15 protein-coding genes and 1 pseudogene are annotated in these 16954 nt (G+C 72.0%); 7 read left to right on the plus strand and 9 right to left on the minus strand.

Annotated elements, in window-relative coordinates:
• The first annotated feature begins 294 nt into the window (after positions 1-294).
• The 4 genes and pseudogenes from ABZ321_RS09675 to ABZ321_RS09690 all read left to right on the plus strand — a co-directional run.
• Positions 295-1068, plus strand: a complete 774-nt coding sequence (locus ABZ321_RS09675; RefSeq protein ID WP_344504835.1) for a dihydrodipicolinate synthase family protein — start codon at positions 295-297, stop codon at positions 1066-1068.
• Between the two features lie 115 nt (positions 1069-1183).
• On the plus strand, positions 1184-1531 hold the full coding sequence (locus ABZ321_RS09680; RefSeq protein ID WP_354890599.1) for a nuclear transport factor 2 family protein: 348 nt from the start codon (positions 1184-1186) through the stop codon (positions 1529-1531).
• 105 nt (positions 1532-1636) lie between these two features.
• Complete coding sequence (locus tag ABZ321_RS09685) at positions 1637-2359, plus strand: GNAT family N-acetyltransferase (protein ID WP_354890601.1); 723 nt, start codon at positions 1637-1639, stop codon at positions 2357-2359.
• A gap of 354 nt (positions 2360-2713) precedes the next feature.
• Positions 2714-3325, plus strand: a pseudogene (locus ABZ321_RS09690) (transposase); the annotation flags it as partial.
• 38 nt (positions 3326-3363) lie between these two features.
• Here the strand turns inward: ABZ321_RS09690 and ABZ321_RS09695 are convergent.
• The 4 genes from ABZ321_RS09695 to ABZ321_RS09710 form a co-directional block, all read right to left on the minus strand.
• Positions 3364-3633, minus strand: coding sequence for a hypothetical protein (locus ABZ321_RS09695; protein WP_354890603.1), 270 nt, complete (start codon positions 3631-3633; stop codon positions 3364-3366).
• A 226-nt stretch (positions 3634-3859) separates the two neighbouring features.
• Positions 3860-5770, minus strand: a complete 1911-nt coding sequence (locus ABZ321_RS09700) for an ATP-binding cassette domain-containing protein (protein WP_354890605.1) — start codon at positions 5768-5770, stop codon at positions 3860-3862.
• Positions 5771-5780: 10 nt separating this feature from the next.
• A complete protein-coding gene (locus tag ABZ321_RS09705; protein ID WP_354890607.1) occupies positions 5781-6923 on the minus strand; it encodes a winged helix DNA-binding domain-containing protein in 1143 nt (380 codons plus the stop codon).
• A 14-nt stretch (positions 6924-6937) separates the two neighbouring features.
• On the minus strand, positions 6938-7066 hold the full coding sequence (locus tag ABZ321_RS09710; protein WP_344504842.1) for a hypothetical protein: 129 nt from the start codon (positions 7064-7066) through the stop codon (positions 6938-6940).
• A 26-nt stretch (positions 7067-7092) separates the two neighbouring features.
• On the opposite strand from ABZ321_RS09710, the gene ABZ321_RS09715 reads away from it, so the two are divergent.
• The 3 genes from ABZ321_RS09715 to ABZ321_RS09725 are packed head-to-tail and all read left to right on the plus strand — an operon-like array spanning position 7093 to position 9229.
• Positions 7093-7734, plus strand: a complete 642-nt coding sequence (locus ABZ321_RS09715; RefSeq protein ID WP_354890609.1) for a 50S ribosomal protein L11 methyltransferase — start codon at positions 7093-7095, stop codon at positions 7732-7734.
• A gap of 23 nt (positions 7735-7757) precedes the next feature.
• A complete protein-coding gene (locus ABZ321_RS09720) occupies positions 7758-8705 on the plus strand; it encodes a tyrosine-type recombinase/integrase (RefSeq protein WP_354890611.1) in 948 nt (315 codons plus the stop codon).
• Positions 8706-8731: 26 nt separating this feature from the next.
• Positions 8732-9229 carry a GNAT family N-acetyltransferase gene (locus tag ABZ321_RS09725; RefSeq protein ID WP_354890613.1) on the plus strand — a complete coding sequence of 166 codons (498 nt, stop codon included), beginning with the start codon at positions 8732-8734 and terminating at the stop codon, positions 9227-9229.
• Here ABZ321_RS09725 and ABZ321_RS09730 read toward each other — a convergent pair.
• The 5 genes from ABZ321_RS09730 to ABZ321_RS09750 form a co-directional block, all read right to left on the minus strand.
• Positions 9226-10926 (minus strand): acyl-CoA dehydrogenase family protein, encoded by a 1701-nt coding sequence (locus ABZ321_RS09730; protein ID WP_354890615.1) that lies wholly within the window; start codon positions 10924-10926, stop codon positions 9226-9228. The two genes, ABZ321_RS09725 and ABZ321_RS09730, sit on opposite strands and share 4 nt — an antisense overlap.
• Before the next feature lie 43 nt (positions 10927-10969).
• Positions 10970-11617, minus strand: coding sequence for a thymidine kinase (locus ABZ321_RS09735; protein WP_344505244.1), 648 nt, complete (start codon positions 11615-11617; stop codon positions 10970-10972).
• Positions 11618-11712: 95 nt separating this feature from the next.
• Entirely contained in the window at positions 11713-14691 is a 2979-nt protein-coding gene (locus ABZ321_RS09740; RefSeq protein ID WP_354890617.1) for a BTAD domain-containing putative transcriptional regulator, read from the minus strand.
• 33 nt (positions 14692-14724) lie between these two features.
• Positions 14725-16095, minus strand: coding sequence for an MFS transporter (locus ABZ321_RS09745; protein WP_344504847.1), 1371 nt, complete (start codon positions 16093-16095; stop codon positions 14725-14727).
• Between the two features lie 23 nt (positions 16096-16118).
• Positions 16119-16877 carry a glycerophosphodiester phosphodiesterase gene (locus tag ABZ321_RS09750; RefSeq protein WP_344504848.1) on the minus strand — a complete coding sequence of 253 codons (759 nt, stop codon included), beginning with the start codon at positions 16875-16877 and terminating at the stop codon, positions 16119-16121.
• Between the last annotated feature and the right edge of the window lie 77 nt (positions 16878-16954).

Raw genomic sequence — 16954 nt, forward strand, 5'->3', positions numbered from 1 at the left:
GGTGCCGGGTGTAGGTGACCTGGTGCGACGGTAGGAGTTGGCGATGTCGGGTGTTCGTGGTGGCGTGGTCGCGACGACGGTGCGGTTGCAGGCGCAGTGGGTGGCGCAGGCGGTCGGCGGTCGCGAGCGGGTCACGATGCGGTGGGCTGCGCAGCGCGTCCGTCGCCGGGGTGTCCGCCCCGCTTGAGACGTGCGCCGCCGGCCAGTGTTGACCGGCGGCGCTTCTTCGTGTCCGGGTGGGTGCGCTGGCACGCCGACGGCCCGCGCACCCGGATCCAGCTTAGGGTTCTGGGTATGACTCAGGAGCCGGTTGTGTTGTGGCGGGGTGTCGCGGTCGCGTTGGTGACGCTGTTCGCGGAGGACGGTTCGGTGGATGTCGCCGGCACCGCGGCGCATGCGGAGCGGTTGGTGGCTGCGGGTGTACGAGCTGTGCTGGTCGCTGGTTCGACGGGTGAGGCGGACGCGCTCAGTGATGGTGAGCGGGTGGCGTTGGTGTCGGCGGTGCGTCGGGCGTGTCCGGGGGTGCCGGTGGTGGCGGGTGCGAGTGGTGCGTGGGCGGGTCCGGCGGCGGAGTTGACGGCGGCGTCGGTGGCGGTGGGTGCGGATGCGGTGCTGGTGGCGCCGCCGCGGCGGGCTGGGGATCTGCGGGCGTTCTTCGAGCGGGTGGTCGCGGCGGCGGACCGTCGGCCGGTGCTGGCGTATCACTTCCCGGGGGTGGCGGGTGGTGCGGTGCCGTTGGAGGTGTTGCCGTCGTTGCCGGTGGCGGGGTTGAAGGATTCGACGGGGGATCCGGAGCGGTTGCTGCGGTTGTTGTCGGAGTGGGACGGGGCGGTGTATGTGGGTTCGTCGGCGTTGGTGTCGACGGCGGGGATGTTGGGTGCGGCGGGTGCGATTCTGGCGGTGGCGAATGTGGCGCCGGAGGATTGTGTGGCGGCGTGGGAGGGTGACGCCGCGGCGCAGTTGCGGTTGACGGCGGCGCATGTGGCGGCGAAGTCGGAGTTTCCGCATGGTTTGAAGCGTTTGGTGGCGGATCGCTTCGGGACGTCGGTGGCGTCGCGGATGGGTTGATGCGGGTTACGGTCGGGTTTCCGGCTGTAAGAAGGCGTCGCGGCGTGTTGACGGTGGGTGGCCGGCGTTTTTCCATGGGTGTATGGCTATTGATGCAGTGCTGACAGCGTCGTCGGTGCGGTCTGGGTTGGTCCCGTCGCTGCTGGCGGTGATCGACCGGCGGGACTGGGCCGGTCTGGTGGATCTGGTGACCGATGATGTGGTGTACCACCGGCCGGGGTGCCCTCCGATCGAGGGTGTGTCGGCGTTCGTGGAGTTCTATGAGCGGCGGTGCATCGTGATGTCGGGCCGGCATGCGGTGCAGCGGTGTGTGGAGCTGCCGGACCAGGCGTTCTGCTGGGGCCGTTTCGAGGGCATGTCGCACGCTGGTGTGCCGTTGGTGGAGACGTTCGCGGACTGGTTCGATCTCCGTGACGGCCGGATCAGCGGCCGTCGCACGTTCTTCTACCGTCCGGCGATCTGAGCTGCTGGTTGCCGGGGGCCGGCCGGCCCCCGGCAACCAGCGTCGTGGACCGGTTCGGTGTGATTCGGGTGGCGGTCCGGTCCGCTGGGTTGCGATCCTGCGTGCGTGACTGATGACGCGGTGCTGGGTCGTGCCCGGTGGGTGTGGGCCGCCTTGGCCGGTGCGCCGGTGACGTTCACGTCGTCGGGGCTGGATGTGGCGGTGTCCACGGCGTCGTCGCTGTGCCCGCCGGGCTGGGTGGGTGTCGTCGCGCTGGGCGGTGCGGCGGTCGCGACCGCTCCTGATGAGGGCGCGGCGGAGTTGGTGCGGCGTGTGTTGGGTGGCCTGCCGGTGCCGGCGATGACCGACCCGGTGGCAGTGTCGGGCAGGCTGCCGGTCGGTGCGGTGCTGGGCCCGGCGACGTTGGCGTTCTGCGACGCGGCCCGGTTCCTCCCTGCCGGTGCCGGGTCCGGCGCGGTGGTGGCGGTCGGTGCAGGTGACGCGGGCGTGCGCGGGTTGCTGGGCCGGGTGCCGGCCGCGGACGCCGGCGAGGCGGGCCTGGACGAGATCACGTCACCGGCGTACGTGGTCCGCGCCGGCGACGACGTCGTCGCTGCCGCCGGTTACCGGGTGTGGGAGGGCGCTGTCGCGCACGTGAGTGTGCTGACGGCCCCAGCTGAGCGCGGCCGGGGCCTGGCGCGCCTGGTGGCTGGCGCGGCGGTCGCCGCGGCGCTGGACGCGGGTCTGCTGCCGCAGTGGCGAGCCCGTCCGGAGCCGTCCCGCCGGGTGGCACGAGCGCTCGGGTTCGTGGAGCTGGGTTCCCAGCTGAGCATCCGCCTCGCACGCTAGCGTGGCGTCGGCGGTGTTCACGGGCACTGTTCAGGCTTCGGGCACCGGTGCTGGTGACGCAGCTGTCGACCACCGTCGTCCGGGTGCTGCGACGGAACCTGGCGGCTGGGTCCTGCCCGGGCGTGGTAGTGCGGCGGTTCCTGGGGATCTGCTGGCGGGCACAGTGCTGCGTGGGTGGGGAGCGGGTCGTCGGGTGGATCAGTGACCGGGTGTTCGTGGTCCTGGTGGGCTGGTGACGCTGGGCGCGGCCGGGTCGAGGTTGAGAAGTCGCGCAGGCGCCGGCAGAGGTGGCGGACGGCGATCTGGTGCTCTTCGTCGGTGGTCGGATGCACGACGGCTATCATCCGGACCGAAACGCTCGGGCTGCCGTTCACCCGCTGGAGCGTACGCAAACTCACTGACTACCTCGCCCACAAGCGTGGTAGCCGGCGGGTCCAGGTGTCTCGGGAACGGTCTGGTCACCCGGATCGGCTGCCCGCGAACTATTACAAGCTGCACGGAGTGCGGCAGTTCCACGGCTGTTACAGCGTCGGCGGCGACCAACTCTGGGGCGTCGTGCGACGGCGGAAGTCGGCGGAGAACACCCTAGCCGCGCTCAAGAGCATCCGGGCCGCGCGTCCGGACGGCGCCCCGATCTATGTGGTGCTGGACAACCTGTCCGAGCACAAAGGCCCGAAGATCCGGGCGTGGGCTGTCCGGAACCGGGTCGAGCTGTGTTTCACCCCGACCTACGCCTCTTGGGCCAACCCGATCGAGGCCCAGTTCGGGCCGCTGCGCACCTTCGTCATCGCTGGCTCCGACCATCCCAACCACACCGTGCTGGCCCGACGGCTGCAGAGCTACCTGCGCTGGCGCAACGCCAACGCCCGCCACCCCGACGTCCTGGCCGCGCAACGCCGCGAACGCGCCCGCATCCGTTCCGAACGGAAACGTCGATGGGGCCAGCCAGCCAGTCGAGCTGCCTGACCTGCGCCGCCAACGAACGCGTCAGCCCAACTGCTCCATCACAGCTCGTCCACCGGCCGGCCCACCTCGCCAAGACCGTCCAACAGCCGCTCCCGCGCGGCGTCCAGACGGGCCGGATAGTCGGGCACAAAGACCTCCACCAGTGAGGTCTCCAGCGTCCCGGCGATCCGGTGCAGCGGCGACCACACCGCGCGGTCCTGGTTCACCAGGCTGTCGAATTCCGCGGTACCCATGATGCGGTCGAGCCAGTCGGACAACACCAACGCCTGGTCCCGCGTCAGCTTGATCGTGAAGTCGTCCTCAGCCATCTCGACGAGGCTACCTTCCGATCAACACTGTGAACGTTTGTGGTCAGGGCTCTAGCCGGGCCCGGTGCGAGGGCGAACCGGTGATGAGTGCGCACGCCTGGTCGTACGTCGGCAGCCCGACATACATGCCGAGCCGACGCTCGACGTGGGTCAGCAGCTCGGGCCAGTCGATCGCCCTGCCTCGGCCGGAAGCAGCTGGGGCGCCGCGCCGCACCGGCCAGTGGCGTCAGGAGGCGGCGAGGTCGCGGCGGAGGGCGTCGGCGGTGTGGGAGCCGGTGGCGTGGGTGAGTTGTTCGGGGGTGCCTTCGAAGATGACCATGCCGCCGCGGTGGCCGGCGTCGGGGCCGAGGTCGATGACCCAGTCGGCGCTTTTGATGACGTCGAGGTGGTGTTCGATGACGATGACGGTGTTGCCGTGGTCGACGAGGTGGTCCATGAGGTTGAGCAGGTGGGTGATGTCGGACATGTGCAGGCCGGTGGTTGGTTCGTCCATGACGTAGGTGGTGTTGGCGGTGTTGAGGTGGGTGGCGAGTTTGAGGCGTTGGCATTCGCCGCCGGAGAGGGTGTTGAGGGGTTGGCCGAGGGTGAGGTAGTCGAGGCCGACGTCGGTGAGTGCGTGCAGGGTGGGTTGGATGGTGTGTTCGGTGAGGAAGTCGGTGGCTTGTTCGACGGTCATGGCGAGGACGTCGGCGATGGTTTTGCCGCGGAGCCGGTGGTGGAGGGTTTCGGGGCGGAACCGGTGTCCGTGGCAGTCGGTGCAGGTGGTTTTGAGGGTTTCGAGGAAGGCGAGGGTGGTGTGGGTGGTGCCGGTGCCGTGGCAGGTGGGGCAGGCGCCTTTGGAGTTGGGGCTGAAGAGGGCGGCGGGTGCGCCGGTGGCGTGGGCGAACAGGGTCCGGAGGGGGTCCATGATGCGGGTGTAGGTGGCGGGGGTGGACCGGGTTGACGTGGCGGGTGCGGTCTGGTCGATGACGGTGGCCGCTGGGTGTTGGGCGAGGAGGTCGCTGGTGATGAGGGTGCTTTTGCCGGAGCCGGCGATGCCGGTGATGGCGGTGAGGACGCCGGTGGGGATGTCGACGGTGACGTGTTTGAGGTTGTTGGTGTGGGCGTCGGTGATGGTGAGGGTGCCGGTGGGGGTGCGGGGGTTGGTGTTGAGGGCGAGCCGGTGGCGGAGGTGCCGGCCGGTGAGGGTGCGGGCGTATGGGAGGGCTTCGAGGGTGCCCTGGTAGACGACGCGGCCGCCGTGGGTGCCGGCTTCGGGGCCGAGGTCGATGATGTGGTCGGCGGTTTCGATGACGTCGCGGTCGTGTTCGACGACGAGGACGGTGTTGCCTTTGTCGCGGAGTCTGCGGAGCAGTTCGAGGAGGCGGGTGATGTCGTGGGCGTGGAGGCCGATGCTGGGTTCGTCGAGGATGTAGAGCATGTCGACGAGGCTGCTGCCGAGGTGGCGGACGAGTTTGACGCGTTGGGACTCGCCGCCGGAGAGGGTGCTGGTCTGGCGGTCGAGGGTGAGGTGGCCGAGGCCGATGTCGATGAGGTGGTCGAGGCGGTCGCGGACGGCGGTGATGTGGTGGGTGTTGGTGTCGTCGGTGAGGAGGCGGAGGACGGCGTCGAGTTCGGTGGTTTCCATGGCGGTGAGGTCGGCGATGGTGTAGCCGTTGATGCGGCTGGCGCGGGCGGTGTCGTTGAGGCGGGTGTGGTGGCAGGTGGGGCAGCCGAGGCCGTGGCAGGTGGGGCACATGCCGTGGGGGTCGTTGAAGGAGAGGCTGCGGGCGTTGGCGGGTCGGGGGTGGGCGTGGGTGGCGTAGAGGTGGCGGAGGGTGGGGTTGATGTCGGTGGCGGTGCCGACGGTGGAGCGGGCGGTGCCGCCGAGGCGTTTCTGGTCGACGATGACGGCGGGTGACAGGTTGTGGATGGCGTCGACGTCGGGTCGGTCGTATCGGGGGGTGCGGGTGCGGGCGAAGGCGGTGAAGGTTTCGTTGAGCTGGCGTTGGGCTTCGGCGGCGATGGTGTCGAAGACGAGGGAGGTTTTGCCGGAGCCGGAGACGCCGGTGAAGACGGTGATGGCGTGTTTGGGGATGTCGACGGTGATGTCGCGGAGGTTGTTCTGTCTGGCGCCGACGACGTTGATGCGGGACACGAGGGTCAGGTTATCCGCGGGGTGCGACAGTTTCGGTGAGGCGCCGTTCGAGTGGTGTGCGGAATTTGGGTGTGACGCGGATGTCGCCGATCCAGTTGGTGAGCCGGTCGGCGGTTTCGCGTACACCGGTGGCGTCGACTGACTCGAGGAGTTCGGTGGCGATGTGGCCGGTGGGGGTTTGGGCCCAGCCGCCGACGACGCGGCCGTTGATCCAGATGGTGGGGCCGGGGTTGCCGGTGCGGTCGAAGAGGGCGGGTGCGTGGGGGCCGAGGTAGAAGTCGCGGCTGGTCCAGCCCATCATGGTGGGGTCGAGGGCGGGTAGGAGCGCGACCCACCGGTCGGGTTCGGGGACGGGGTCGGTGTCGTCGGCGAGGACGATGCCGGTGTCGCCGTTGTCGAGGGTGACGGTGGTGGTGTCGAGGGCGGCGACGGCGGCGCGGGTGTGGGTCATGGTCCAGCCGGTCCACCATTTGAGGTCGTTGATGGTGCCTGGGCCGTAGCGGGCGAGCCACTGCCGGGCGAGTTCGGTGCGGGCGGTGGCGGGGTCGAGGGTGTCGTAGGTCGGGGTCCAGTTGGTGTGGGTGTGCCAGGTGTACTGGGTGCTGGTCCAGGTGCCGCTGGGGCGGCCGCGGATGATGCGGCCCTGCGCGGCGAGGAGGAGCAGGACGCGGCTGGTGATGTACTGGTTGCCTTGCGGGAAGTGCAGGACGGTGCGGAGGCGGGGTTCGTCGGCGGCGAGTTGTGCGGCGGTGGCGGCGCCGCCGCGGGCGACGAGCGCGTCGTAGGTGGCGGTTTCGACCTCGGTGAGGAAGGTGGCGTCGCCGCCGAGGTGTTTGATGAGGAGCCGGCGTTGTTCGGCGGCGATGGTGAGGGACGCGGCGGCGTGGACGACGGGTGCGGTGGGGGTGGGGACGACGTACATGGTGCGGCGCATGCCGAGCATCCGTAGGAGGGTCCGCTGCTCGTAGAGGGCGTTGTCGAGCAGCGGTGCGTCGGGGATGCGGGCGGCGACGGAGAGGTGGACGGTCGCGGCGTCGGTGGCGTGGAGCGTGATGAGGTCGGTGGCGGCGGCGACGGGGTCGGTGGCGGTGAACCCGTGCCGCCAGTAGAGGCGGGCGCGGCGTTGGGTGTCTGGGATGTGCGGGACGGTCACCGGGTCGACGATAGTCAGCGGCGCATCGAGTCGACGTAGAGCGTGATGAGGACGAGCACGACGACGGCCGTGCCGAGGATGACCCAGAGTCCGACCCCCATGGATGTGACGGTACCGAGGTCGGCCCCGGCGGGGCGTCGCACGCACGAGTGACATAGGGTCCGAGCCGATGTCCACCGCATTCGTTCTCGCGCATACCAGCCTGGCCCCGGTTCCGCTCGTGCCGGAGGTCCGGTTGCGGTTGGCGGATGAGGCGATCGAGCTGTGGCAGTACACGGAGAAGTTCGCGGGTGGGGTGCAGCTGCCGCCGCCGTTCTGGGCGTTCGCGTGGGCGGGTGGTCAGGCCCTCGCCCGGTACATTCTGGACAACCCGGGTCTGGTTGCTGGGAAGCGGGTGCTGGATGTGGCGGCGGGGTCGGGGCTGGTGGCGATCGCTGCGGTGAAGGCGGGCGCGGCGCACGTGACGGCGGTGGAGATCGATCCTCTGGCGGTGACGGCGATGGCGGTGAACGCGGCCGCGAATGACGTGACGGTCGACGCGCGGCTGGAGGACGTGTTGCCGGGTGACGGCGGCGACGCCGACGTGGTCCTCGCCGGGGACGTGTTCTACAGCCGGGAGATGACCGGTCAGGTCCTCGACTTCCTGCGGCGGGTGACGAAGCGGGGCGCGGGGTGTCTGGTCGGGGATCCGGGGCGGGCGTATCTGCCGAAGGAGCATCTGGAGCTGGTCGCGGTGTATGACGTGCCGGTGCCGCGGACGTTGGAGGACACGCCGGTGAAACGGACGACGGTGTGGCGGCCGACCCTGTAAAGCCCGTCCAGCCTGTACGGCCCGTGCAGGGGGAGCTGGAGCGGGCGTCGGGGGATTTCACCGAGGCGTGGCTGGCGAACCGGCGGTTGTCGGCGCACACGCGGGCGGCGTACCGGCGGGATGTGCACCAGTTCCTCGGTTGGTGCGCGGGCCGTGACCTGGATCCGTTGCGGGTGTCGTTTCTGCAGGTGAACGCGTATGCGCGGGATCTGGAGTCGACGGTGGACGTCAGGTCGGGGAAGGTGCTGGCGCCGGCGAGTGTGGCGCGGAAGCTGTCGGCGTTGTCGAGCTGGTACGGGTTTCTGCTGCGGTTGCAGGCGGTGGCGGTGAATCCGGTCGGGGGTGCGGACCGGCCGCGGATCGATCGGGACACGTCTTCGACGGTGGGGTTGACGGCTGGTGAGGTCGACGCGATTTTGGCCGCGGCGGCCCGGCAGACGGGGGTGACGGCGGCGCGGGATCTGGCGATCCTGGCGTTGCTGGCGGATCTGGGGTTGCGGGTCGGTGAGGTCGTCGCCCTGGATCATGCGGATCTCGGGGTGGAGCGTGGTCACCGGACGGTCCGGTTCGTCGGGAAGGGTGGTAAGCCGCGGCGGCGGGCGCTGACGGCGGCGGTGACGGCTGCTCTTGATGGTTATGTCGGCGTCGGTACCGGCGGTGAGGGGCCGCTGTTCACGACGGCGACGGGGGCGCGGGTGGATCGGCACGCGGTGTTCCGGCTGGTGCGGCGGTTGGCGCGGGAGGCTGGGGTGCCGGCGTGGGAGCGGTTGTCGCCGCATTCGCTGCGGCACGCGTTCGCGACCGCGGCCCGGGACGAGGGTGTCCCCTTGGAGGATGTGCAGGACGCGATGGGGCACGCGGATCCGCGGACGACGCGCCGGTATGACCGGGACCGGCACAACCTGGACCGGGATCCGGCGTACACGATCGCGGCGGCGCGGGCCCGTCGCGGGGACGGGGGCGGTTCGTGAGGATCAGGGCGGCGACGGACGGCGACGTGGATGGGATCGCGCGGTTGCACGCGGACAGTTGGCGGCGGCATTACCGGGGTGCGTACAGTGACGCGTTCCTGGACGGTGACGTGGTCGCGGACCGGTTGGTGGTGTGGCGGGACCGGTTCGAGGAGCGGGCGGGGACGGTCACGTTCGTAGCTGAAGACGATGGGCTGGTCGGGTTCGCGCACGTGAAGCTGGACGACGACGTGGAGTGGGGCAGTCTCGTCGACAACCTGCACGTCGTGGACGGCCGCCGGCACGGTGGTGTCGGCACGCGGCTGCTGCGGGCCGCGGCCGGTGCCGTCGTCGACCGGGCGGTGACGTCGCGGCTGTACCTGTGGGTCCTGGCGCAGAACACGGCGGCGCAGCGGTTCTACGCCGCGCGTGGCGGGGTCCACGCGGGGACGGTGGACGTGACGGCGGCGGGTGGGGTGCCGGGCCGGTTGCAGGGCACCCCACGCAAGCACCGGATCGTCTGGGCGGACGCCCAGATCAGCTAGACGAGCTGGTCGAAGTGGGTGTGGAGGTCGGCTGACACGTCGGCGTCGCCGAGCCGGCGCAGCGTCCACAGCGACGCGAGCAGTGCAGGCCGTTCGTCGCCGCGGTCGGCGGCCCAGGCGGCGTGTTCGAGCAGCAGCGCGGCGGTGAGGGTGGTGCCGAGCCGCAGCGCCAGTTCCCGCGCTCCGGCGACGACCCGGTCGCTGCGGGGGTCGGCGGCGGCGGTTCCGACGTCGGCGGCGAGGCGGCGGGTGGCGGCGATGACGGCGTCGGCGGTGCCGGGGAGGATGCCGGGGAGCCGGTGCACGGCGGCGGCGGCGATCTCGGCGCGGTGCAGCAGCGGCCGGGCGCCGTCGCCGGTGGTGAGGGCGCGGAGCACGTCGACGGACAGGACGTTGGTGGTGCCTTCCCAGATCGGCAGGACCTGCGCGTCGCGGAGCAGTCTGGGGATGCCGGTGTCCTCGACGTAGCCGGCGCCGCCGAACGCTTCGAGGTATTCGCTGGCGGAGGCGACGGCGAGCCGGCCGGTGAGCAGTTTCGCGAGGGGCGCGACGAGCCGCAGCTCGTCCGCTGCGGCGCTCGCAGGGCCGTCCGGGCTGCCGGTGGTGGCGGTGCCGAGGAGGGCGAACGCGTGGGCGGCGAGGGCGTAGGCGCCGGCGGCGTCGACGGCGAGCCCGCCGAGGGTGGCGCGGTGCAGCGGGTTCCCGGCGAGGGTCCCGCCGGCGACCTGCCGGTTCGCGGCGTGGCTGAGGGCGTATTCGAGGCCGCGGCGCATCCCGCCGGCGGCGGCCGCGGCGTTGTGGAGGCGGGTGACGACGACGAGGGTCATCATGCGGGCCAGGCCGGGGACGGTGGGGTCGCCGACGGGGATCGCGGGGACGTCGTCGAGGCGGACCTCGCCGGTGGGGACGGCGCGGGTGCCGAGCTTGTCCTTGAGCCGCAGGACCTGCAGCCCGTCGGCGGGCAGGGCGGTGCCGGGGGTGTAGCGGGGGACGAGGAACGGTGCGAGGTTCCGGCTGCCGGGTCCGGCGCCTTCGGGGCGGGCGAGGGCGATCGCCATGTCGGCGTCGATCGCGGAGCAGAACCATTTGTCGCCGGTGAGGACCCACCGGCCGTCGGGGAGCCGGCGGGCGGTGGTGGTGGACCGGGCGATGTCGGAGCCGCCCTGTGACTCGGTCATCCACTGGCCGCTGGTGACGGCGTGGTCGGGGTCGGTGCTGGTGAGGCGGGCCAGCCACGGCGACGCGGGGTCGGTCGCGGTGAGGAGGGCGGCGGCGCCGTCGGCCATCGCGACCGGGCAGGAGAACGTCGCGGACTCCGGCCCCCACAGGTGCAGCAGCGCGTGCTGCACGACGCGGGTGCCGGCGCCCCACGTGGTGCGGGCGTCGCTGGTGTAGGGCAGGGCGACGACCGCGTGCCGGGCGGCGGACGCGCGGAGCGTCTGCCAGCCGGTGGCGGTGTCGACGCGGTCGATGCGGGCGCCCCACGCGTCGAACCGGGTCAGGGTCGGCGGGTGGGTTTCGGCGTCGTGGTGGGCGGCGCGGAGCGGGCCGAGGACGTCGGCGGACACGGCGGCGAGGCGGGCCTTGGCGGCGGCGTGCCCGTCGGGGCCGAGGAGCCGGTCCAGCCAGCCTTGCAGCTGCCAGTCGCTGGTGTACGGGTCCCGCAACGCCGGCCGGGTCTGCACGAAACGCGTCATACCCCGAAGGTTACCGTCCGGTAATCGTCGGGGTCGAGGCTGCTCACACGAGCCGGAGCTGCCCTTCGGCGCGGGCGGCGGGGCCGAGGTCACCGACGCGGTGGTGGCGGCGGCACAGCACCTGGTAGCGGACGTCGACCTCCGGGGCGCCTTCCGGGGAACCCCCGTCGGTGCCGGTGTCGCCGATGACGACCTGGTCGCCTTCGCGGGCGATGCCGCCGTTGACGACCCGGGCGTTGAGCAGCCCCGGCCGGCCGCACCAGCACAGCACCTCCACCTGGACGCGGGTCACCTCGTCGGCGAGTTCGAACAGCCGCTGCGCCGCCGGGAACAGGCTGGTGCGGAAGTCGGTGGCGAGCCCGAACGCGTACACGTCGACGTCGGAGGTGTCGACGAGGTCGGCGAGCTGTTCGATCTGCGCGACGGTGTAGAAGCTCGCCTCGTCGCAGATGAGGTAGTCCACGCGGATGCCCTGGGCCCACCGTTGCCGGACGAGGCCGCGGATGTCGAGGTCGGCGCCGACGTCGACGGCTTCCTTGCCGAGGCCGATGCGGGTGGACAGGCGGCCCGGGCCGGCGCGGTCGATGGTGGTGAGGACCAGGCCGCGGCGGCCCTGCCGGGCGTGGTTGTAGTCCATCTGCAGGGCGAGGGTCGACTTGCCGCAGTCCATCGGTCCGTAGAAGAACTTCAGGGAGCCACCGCGGCGTAGCCGGCTGTCACCGGCGGCGACGCACGCGGCCGGGTCTTCGTCGAGGGTCTGGGTGGAGGACGTCACGACGGTGCAGCCTACTGGGCCGGTGGCGGGCCACCCAGCCGTTGGAGGGTGGCGCGGACCTCGTGCCGTTCCGGGGTGCCCATCTCGTCGAACAGGCGCAGCGCCGCGGTGAGGTGTTCCCGGGCGGCGTCGGGGTCGCCGGTGGCGGTGCCGAGGCCGCGGTGGGCGCGGGCCTGTTCGTAGCGGTGCTGGGCGCGGGTCGCCCGGTCCAGGACCCACCGGTGGACGGATTCGGCGTCGGCGGGGCGGCCGGCGGTGTGCAGGGCCTCGCCGTACGTGTTCCCGGCGTGGCAGGCGGCGGTCGGGTCGAGGTGCCGGCCGTCGTCGTACGCGCCGTGGAGCAGCCGCAGGCCGCGGTCGTGGTCGCCGAGGGCGACGAGGCTGGCGCCGATGACGGTGCGGGCCTCGATCTCCGAGCCGGGGCCGGCGTCGACGCCGAGCTGCCGCCTGGCCCACGACAGCAGCAGTGTCGCCTGCCGGTGCTGGCCGAGGCGGGCGCGGGTCGCGCCGAGCTCGACCGCGCCGACGGCGCCCGGCCAGGTGCTGCCGCCGTCGCTGCCGGTGCCGCGGGCGTAGGCGATGATCCGTTGGGCGACGAGGACGGACTCGTGGTGCCGGCCGAGGGCCCGCAGGGTCGCGGCGAGCGGTGTCCACTGGCCGCTGACCTGCCGCCGGTCGTCGCCGGCGGTGAGGGACCGTTCGGTGAGGGTGAGCGCTTCCCGGAACCGGCCGACGTTGAGGTACACGTAGGCGAGGTTCGACTCGGCGCGGGCCCCCCAGCGGGGGTGGCCGATGAGGCGTTGCAGGTGCCCGGCGGCGGCGGTGAGGTCGCCGCTGCGGGCGTACGCGGACGCGAGGTAGTTGTGGGCCATCGCGACGAGGTCCGGGTCGGCGAGGGCTTCGGCGGCGGTGAGGGCGCGGCGGTGCAGGTCCAGGGACACGTCGTTGATCGAGTTACGGAACAGGTACGCCCACAGGGCGCGGGTGAGCAGGATCGTGTGCCGGTGCCGGTGGAGCCGGTCGGCGAGGTGGGTGACGGCGGCGACGTTGACCCATTCGGCGTTCAGCCATTCGCGGGTGTCGAGCATGCCGGTGAACGTGGGCACGTGCGGGCCGACGTCGGTGAAGTCGATCGGGTCCCGGTCCGGGTTGCTTTCCCAGATTTTCGTCGCGGCGGCGGCGGTGTGCAGGTAGAAGTCGAGCATCCGGGTGGTCGCCGGGTCGCGTTCCGGGTCGGCGGCGGCGAGGTGGGCGGCGTATTCGCGGAGCAGGTCGTGGAACCGGAACCGGCCGGCGGCGGGTTCGTTGAGCAGGTGCGCGTCGACGAGCTGCCCGAGGAGGTCCTCGGTGCTCGCAGTGGTGGTGTCGGTGATGGCGGCGGCGGCGCGGACGGACAGGTCACCGGCGGGGTGCAGGCCGAGGAGCCGGAACAGCCGCTGCGCGTGCGGGGGCAGCTGCCGGTACGACAGTTCGAACGCGGCGTGCGGGGACCGGCCGTCGACGGCGAGGTCGACGGGGGCGGGGTGGGCGCGGCGGAGCCGGTCGGCGAGGTCGGCGACGCTCCACGACGGGCGGTGCGCGAGCCGGGCCGCGGCGAGCCGCAACGCGAGCGGCAGGTGCCCGCACAGGTCGGCGACGTCGGCGGTCGCGGCCGGGTCGGCGGCGGCGCGGGCCCCGACGACCCCGGTGATCAGCCGGAGGGACTCGGCGGGGGCGAGGACGTCCAGTGACACGGGGCGGACGCCGTCGAGGCCGGCGATGCGGCGGCGGCTGGTGACGATGACCAGCGACGCCGACGCGCCGGGCAGCAGCGGGGTGACCTGCGCGGCGTCGGCGGCGTCGTCGAGGACGATCAGGAGCCGCCGACCGGCGGTCTCGGTCCGCCACCGGGCGGCACGGTCGTCGGGGTCGGTGGGGATCCGGGCGGCGCCGAGGTGGGTGAGGAGGACACCGAGGGCCTCGTGCGGCGGCAGCGGCGGCCGGTCGCTGTGGGCGCGCAGGTCCAGCAGCAGCCGCCCGTCGGGGTAGCGGCCGGCGACGCGGTGCGCGACGTGGACGGCGAGGCTGGTCTTGCCGACGCCGGCCATCCCGTCGACGGTGACCACCACCGGGGTGCCGCCACCGCCGTCGGCGTCGGTGGCGGCGACGGTGGCGAGGAGGGCGGCGACGACGTCGTCGCGGCCGGAGTGGTCGGCGACGTCCCGGGGCAGCGTCCACGGCCGCTGCGGCGCCGCCGGGACAGCGGCGGGTGGCGGTGCGGCGGGGTCCGGGGCGGGGTGCAGCAGGTCCTCGTGCAGCCGTTGCAGCGCGTCGCTCGGCGGCAGGCCCAGCTCGTCGTCGAGGGTCCGTTGCAGCCGCCGGTACACGGCGAGCGCGTCCGCGGTCCGCCCGGCCCGGGCGAGGGCCGTCATCAGCTGCCCCGTCACCCGTTCCCGCAGCGGGTACTGCTCCACCAGCGCCGTCAGCTGCCCGATCAGCGACGCGTGCAGGCCGAGGCGCAGCTCCACGTCGACGCAGTCCTCCAGGGCGGCGTCGCGGCGTTCCTCGAACGCGACCGCGTGCGCGCGGACCGCGGCGCTGTCGACGCCGGTGAGCGCCGGGCCGCGCCACAGGTCCACGGCGGCCCGCAGCCGGGTCCGCGCCTGCGGCAGGTCACCGGCCGCGGCGGCGGCCCGGCCGGCGGCGGCGAGCGCGGTGAACGTGACGGTGTCGAGGTCGTCGCCGGCGACCGTGGCCCGGTAGCCGGCGGTGTCGGTGCTGATCAGGTCCGGCAGGAGCCGGCGCAGCCGGGACACGCACGTGTGCAGCTGCGCCCGCGCCGTCACGGGCGCGCGGTCGCCCCAGACGGCGTCGACGAGCTGGTCGACGGTGACGACCCGGCCCGGGTGCAGCAGCAGCATCGCCAGCAGCACCCGGTCCCGGGCGGCGGGCACCTCGACCGGCCGGCCGTCGACGTGGACGGCGAGGGGACCGAGGAGCCGGAATCGCACGAAGGTGAATGTAATGACCTGCGGCCGGGAGGGTTACAGGCGGGCCGGTGGGGTGTTCCCGGCCTGTTCGATCGCCTTGCGGATCGGGACGGCGAGCAGCGCGAGGAACCCGGCGACGAAGAACACCAGCAGCGAGATGATCGCGACCCGGTAGGAGCGGGTCGTGTCGTAGGCGAGGCCGAACAGCAGCGGCCCGAGCCAGCTGGTGCCCTTGTCGGAGATCTCGTAGATCCCGAAGTACTCGCCTTCGCGGCCCTTCGGGATCAGCTGCGAGAACAACGACCTGGACAGCGCCTGGCTGCCGCCGAGGACGAGGCCGATGCCGCCGCCGAGCGCGACGAACAGCAGCGGCTCCTTCGCCGGCAGGAAGTACGCGATGACGATGATCACCGTCCAGAGCACGAGACTGCCGAGGAGGGTCTTCCACGCCCCGTACCGTTTCGCGAGCCAGCCGAGCAGCAGCGCCCCGGCGAACGCGAGGAACTGCACCATGAGGATCGTCGGGACGAGGACGTCGTCGGACAGCTGCAGCTCCTTCGTCCCGTACTGGGACGCGAGCGCGATCACGGTCTGGATGCCGTCGTTGTAGATGAGGTACGCGACAAGGAAGAACAGGGTGAGCGGGTACGCCTTCAACGACTTCAGGGTGTGCCACAGCTGCCGGAACCCGTCGGTGAGGACGTTCACGCCCTTCGCCGGTGCCTCCTGCGGCGGGCGGTTGCGGAGGCTGAGCAGCGGGATCGTGGTGAACCCGGCCCACCACAGGCCGGCGGACACGATGCTGTACCGGGCGATCTCGCCGGTGGTCATGCCGAGGGTGTCCTGCATGAGGACGGCGACGACGTTGAGCAGCAGCAGCAGGCCACCACCGAGGTAGCCGAACGCCCAGCCGAAGCTGGACACCCGGTCGCGGTCCTCCTCGGAGGAGATCTGCGGCAGGAACGAGTTGTAGACGACGACGGACGCGCCGAACGCGATGTTCGCGACGAGGAACAGGGCGGCGCCGAGCAGGTACCGGTCGCCGGTGAGGAACAGCATCCCGGCGGTCGCGGCCGCGCCGATGTAGGCGAACAGGGCCAGGAGCTGCTTCTTGCGCGGGGACCGGTCGGCGATCGCGCCGACGACCGGCAGGACGAACACGGTCAGGAACACCGACAGGCTCACCGTGTACGGGAACAGGGCGCCGGGCGCGATCGCGATGCCGAGCGGGTGGATGACGGCGGTGTCGCAGGCGTCGCCGTCGCAGCCGGCGGCCTTCTCCGCGATCGACGTCAGGTACGGGCCGAGGAAGACGGTGACGACGGTGGTGGAGAACGCGGAGTTCGCCCAGTCGTAGAAGTACCAGCCGACCCGTTCACGTTTCGTGCTGAGCTGCGGTGCCTCGGGTGTGTCGACAGCTGACACGGGGGCCTCTCCTACGCCGGGATCTACGCGGGGTTCCAGATGCCGCGGGCGTGGTACACGTCGCGGAGCACCTCGATGTGATCGGTCATGATGCCATCAACGCCGAGGTCCAGGAAGTGCCCGATCTGTACCGGGTCGTCGATCGTCCACAGGTGCACGTGCAGGCCGAGGCGGTGCAGGTAGTCGATGAAGCGGGGACGGGCGAGGGTGAGCCGCCCGTACCGGGGCGGGATCTGCACGGCGACGACACTGTCGGCGACCCGGACGGGCCGGCCGGTCATGGACCCGGCCCACAGGGCGGTGACCTCCCGCATCCCGACCGACGTCGCCACCCGCGGGCCGGCTTCGCGGCGGATGCGGGTGAGCCGGGCGGAGGAGAACGACGCCAGCAGCACCCGGTCCTCGGCGCCGGCGCGGCGGACCGCGTCGACCGTCGGGGTGACCGCCGCGTCGGTCTTGCAGTCGATGTTGAACCGGACGTCCGGCCATGCGTCGAGGACCTCGTCGAGGCGGGGGACGGCGGCGGCGCCACCGACCCGGACGGAGGCGAGGTCCGCCCACGTCACGTCGACCATGCGGCCCGGCCGGCCCAGCATCCGCTGCAGGGTGTCGTCGTGGAAGACGACGGGGACACCGTCGGCCGTCGCGTGGGTGTCGGTCTCGATGTACCGGTAGCCGAGGTCGACGGCGCGGGCGAACGCAGCTGTCGTGTTCTCGTCACCGGCCGCGGCGCCGCCGCGGTGCGCGAAACCCAACGGTCCGGGCAGGTCAAGATAGGGCACGCCGACAGTATGCGGTGATCTTCCGGTGTGGTTGCGTAACGGCGGGTTACCTGTTGCTGTCCTCGTGCTGACACACG

The sequence above is a fragment of the Dactylosporangium sp. NPDC006015 genome (assembly GCF_040614215.1).
In the GTDB taxonomy this organism is placed as follows: Bacteria; Actinomycetota; Actinomycetes; order Mycobacteriales; family Micromonosporaceae; genus Dactylosporangium; species Dactylosporangium maewongense.

Coding starts and splice junctions, on each gene's coding strand:
- ABZ321_RS09675 (WP_344504835.1), top strand. CDS start 295: ATGACTCAGGAGCCGGTTGTGTTGTGGCGGGGTGTCGCGGTCGCGTTG.
- ABZ321_RS09715 (WP_354890609.1), top strand. CDS start 7,093: ATGTCCACCGCATTCGTTCTCGCGCATACCAGCCTGGCCCCGGTTCCG.
- ABZ321_RS09730 (WP_354890615.1), bottom strand. CDS start 10,926: ATGACGCGTTTCGTGCAGACCCGGCCGGCGTTGCGGGACCCGTACACC.
- ABZ321_RS09695 (WP_354890603.1), bottom strand. CDS start 3,633: ATGGCTGAGGACGACTTCACGATCAAGCTGACGCGGGACCAGGCGTTG.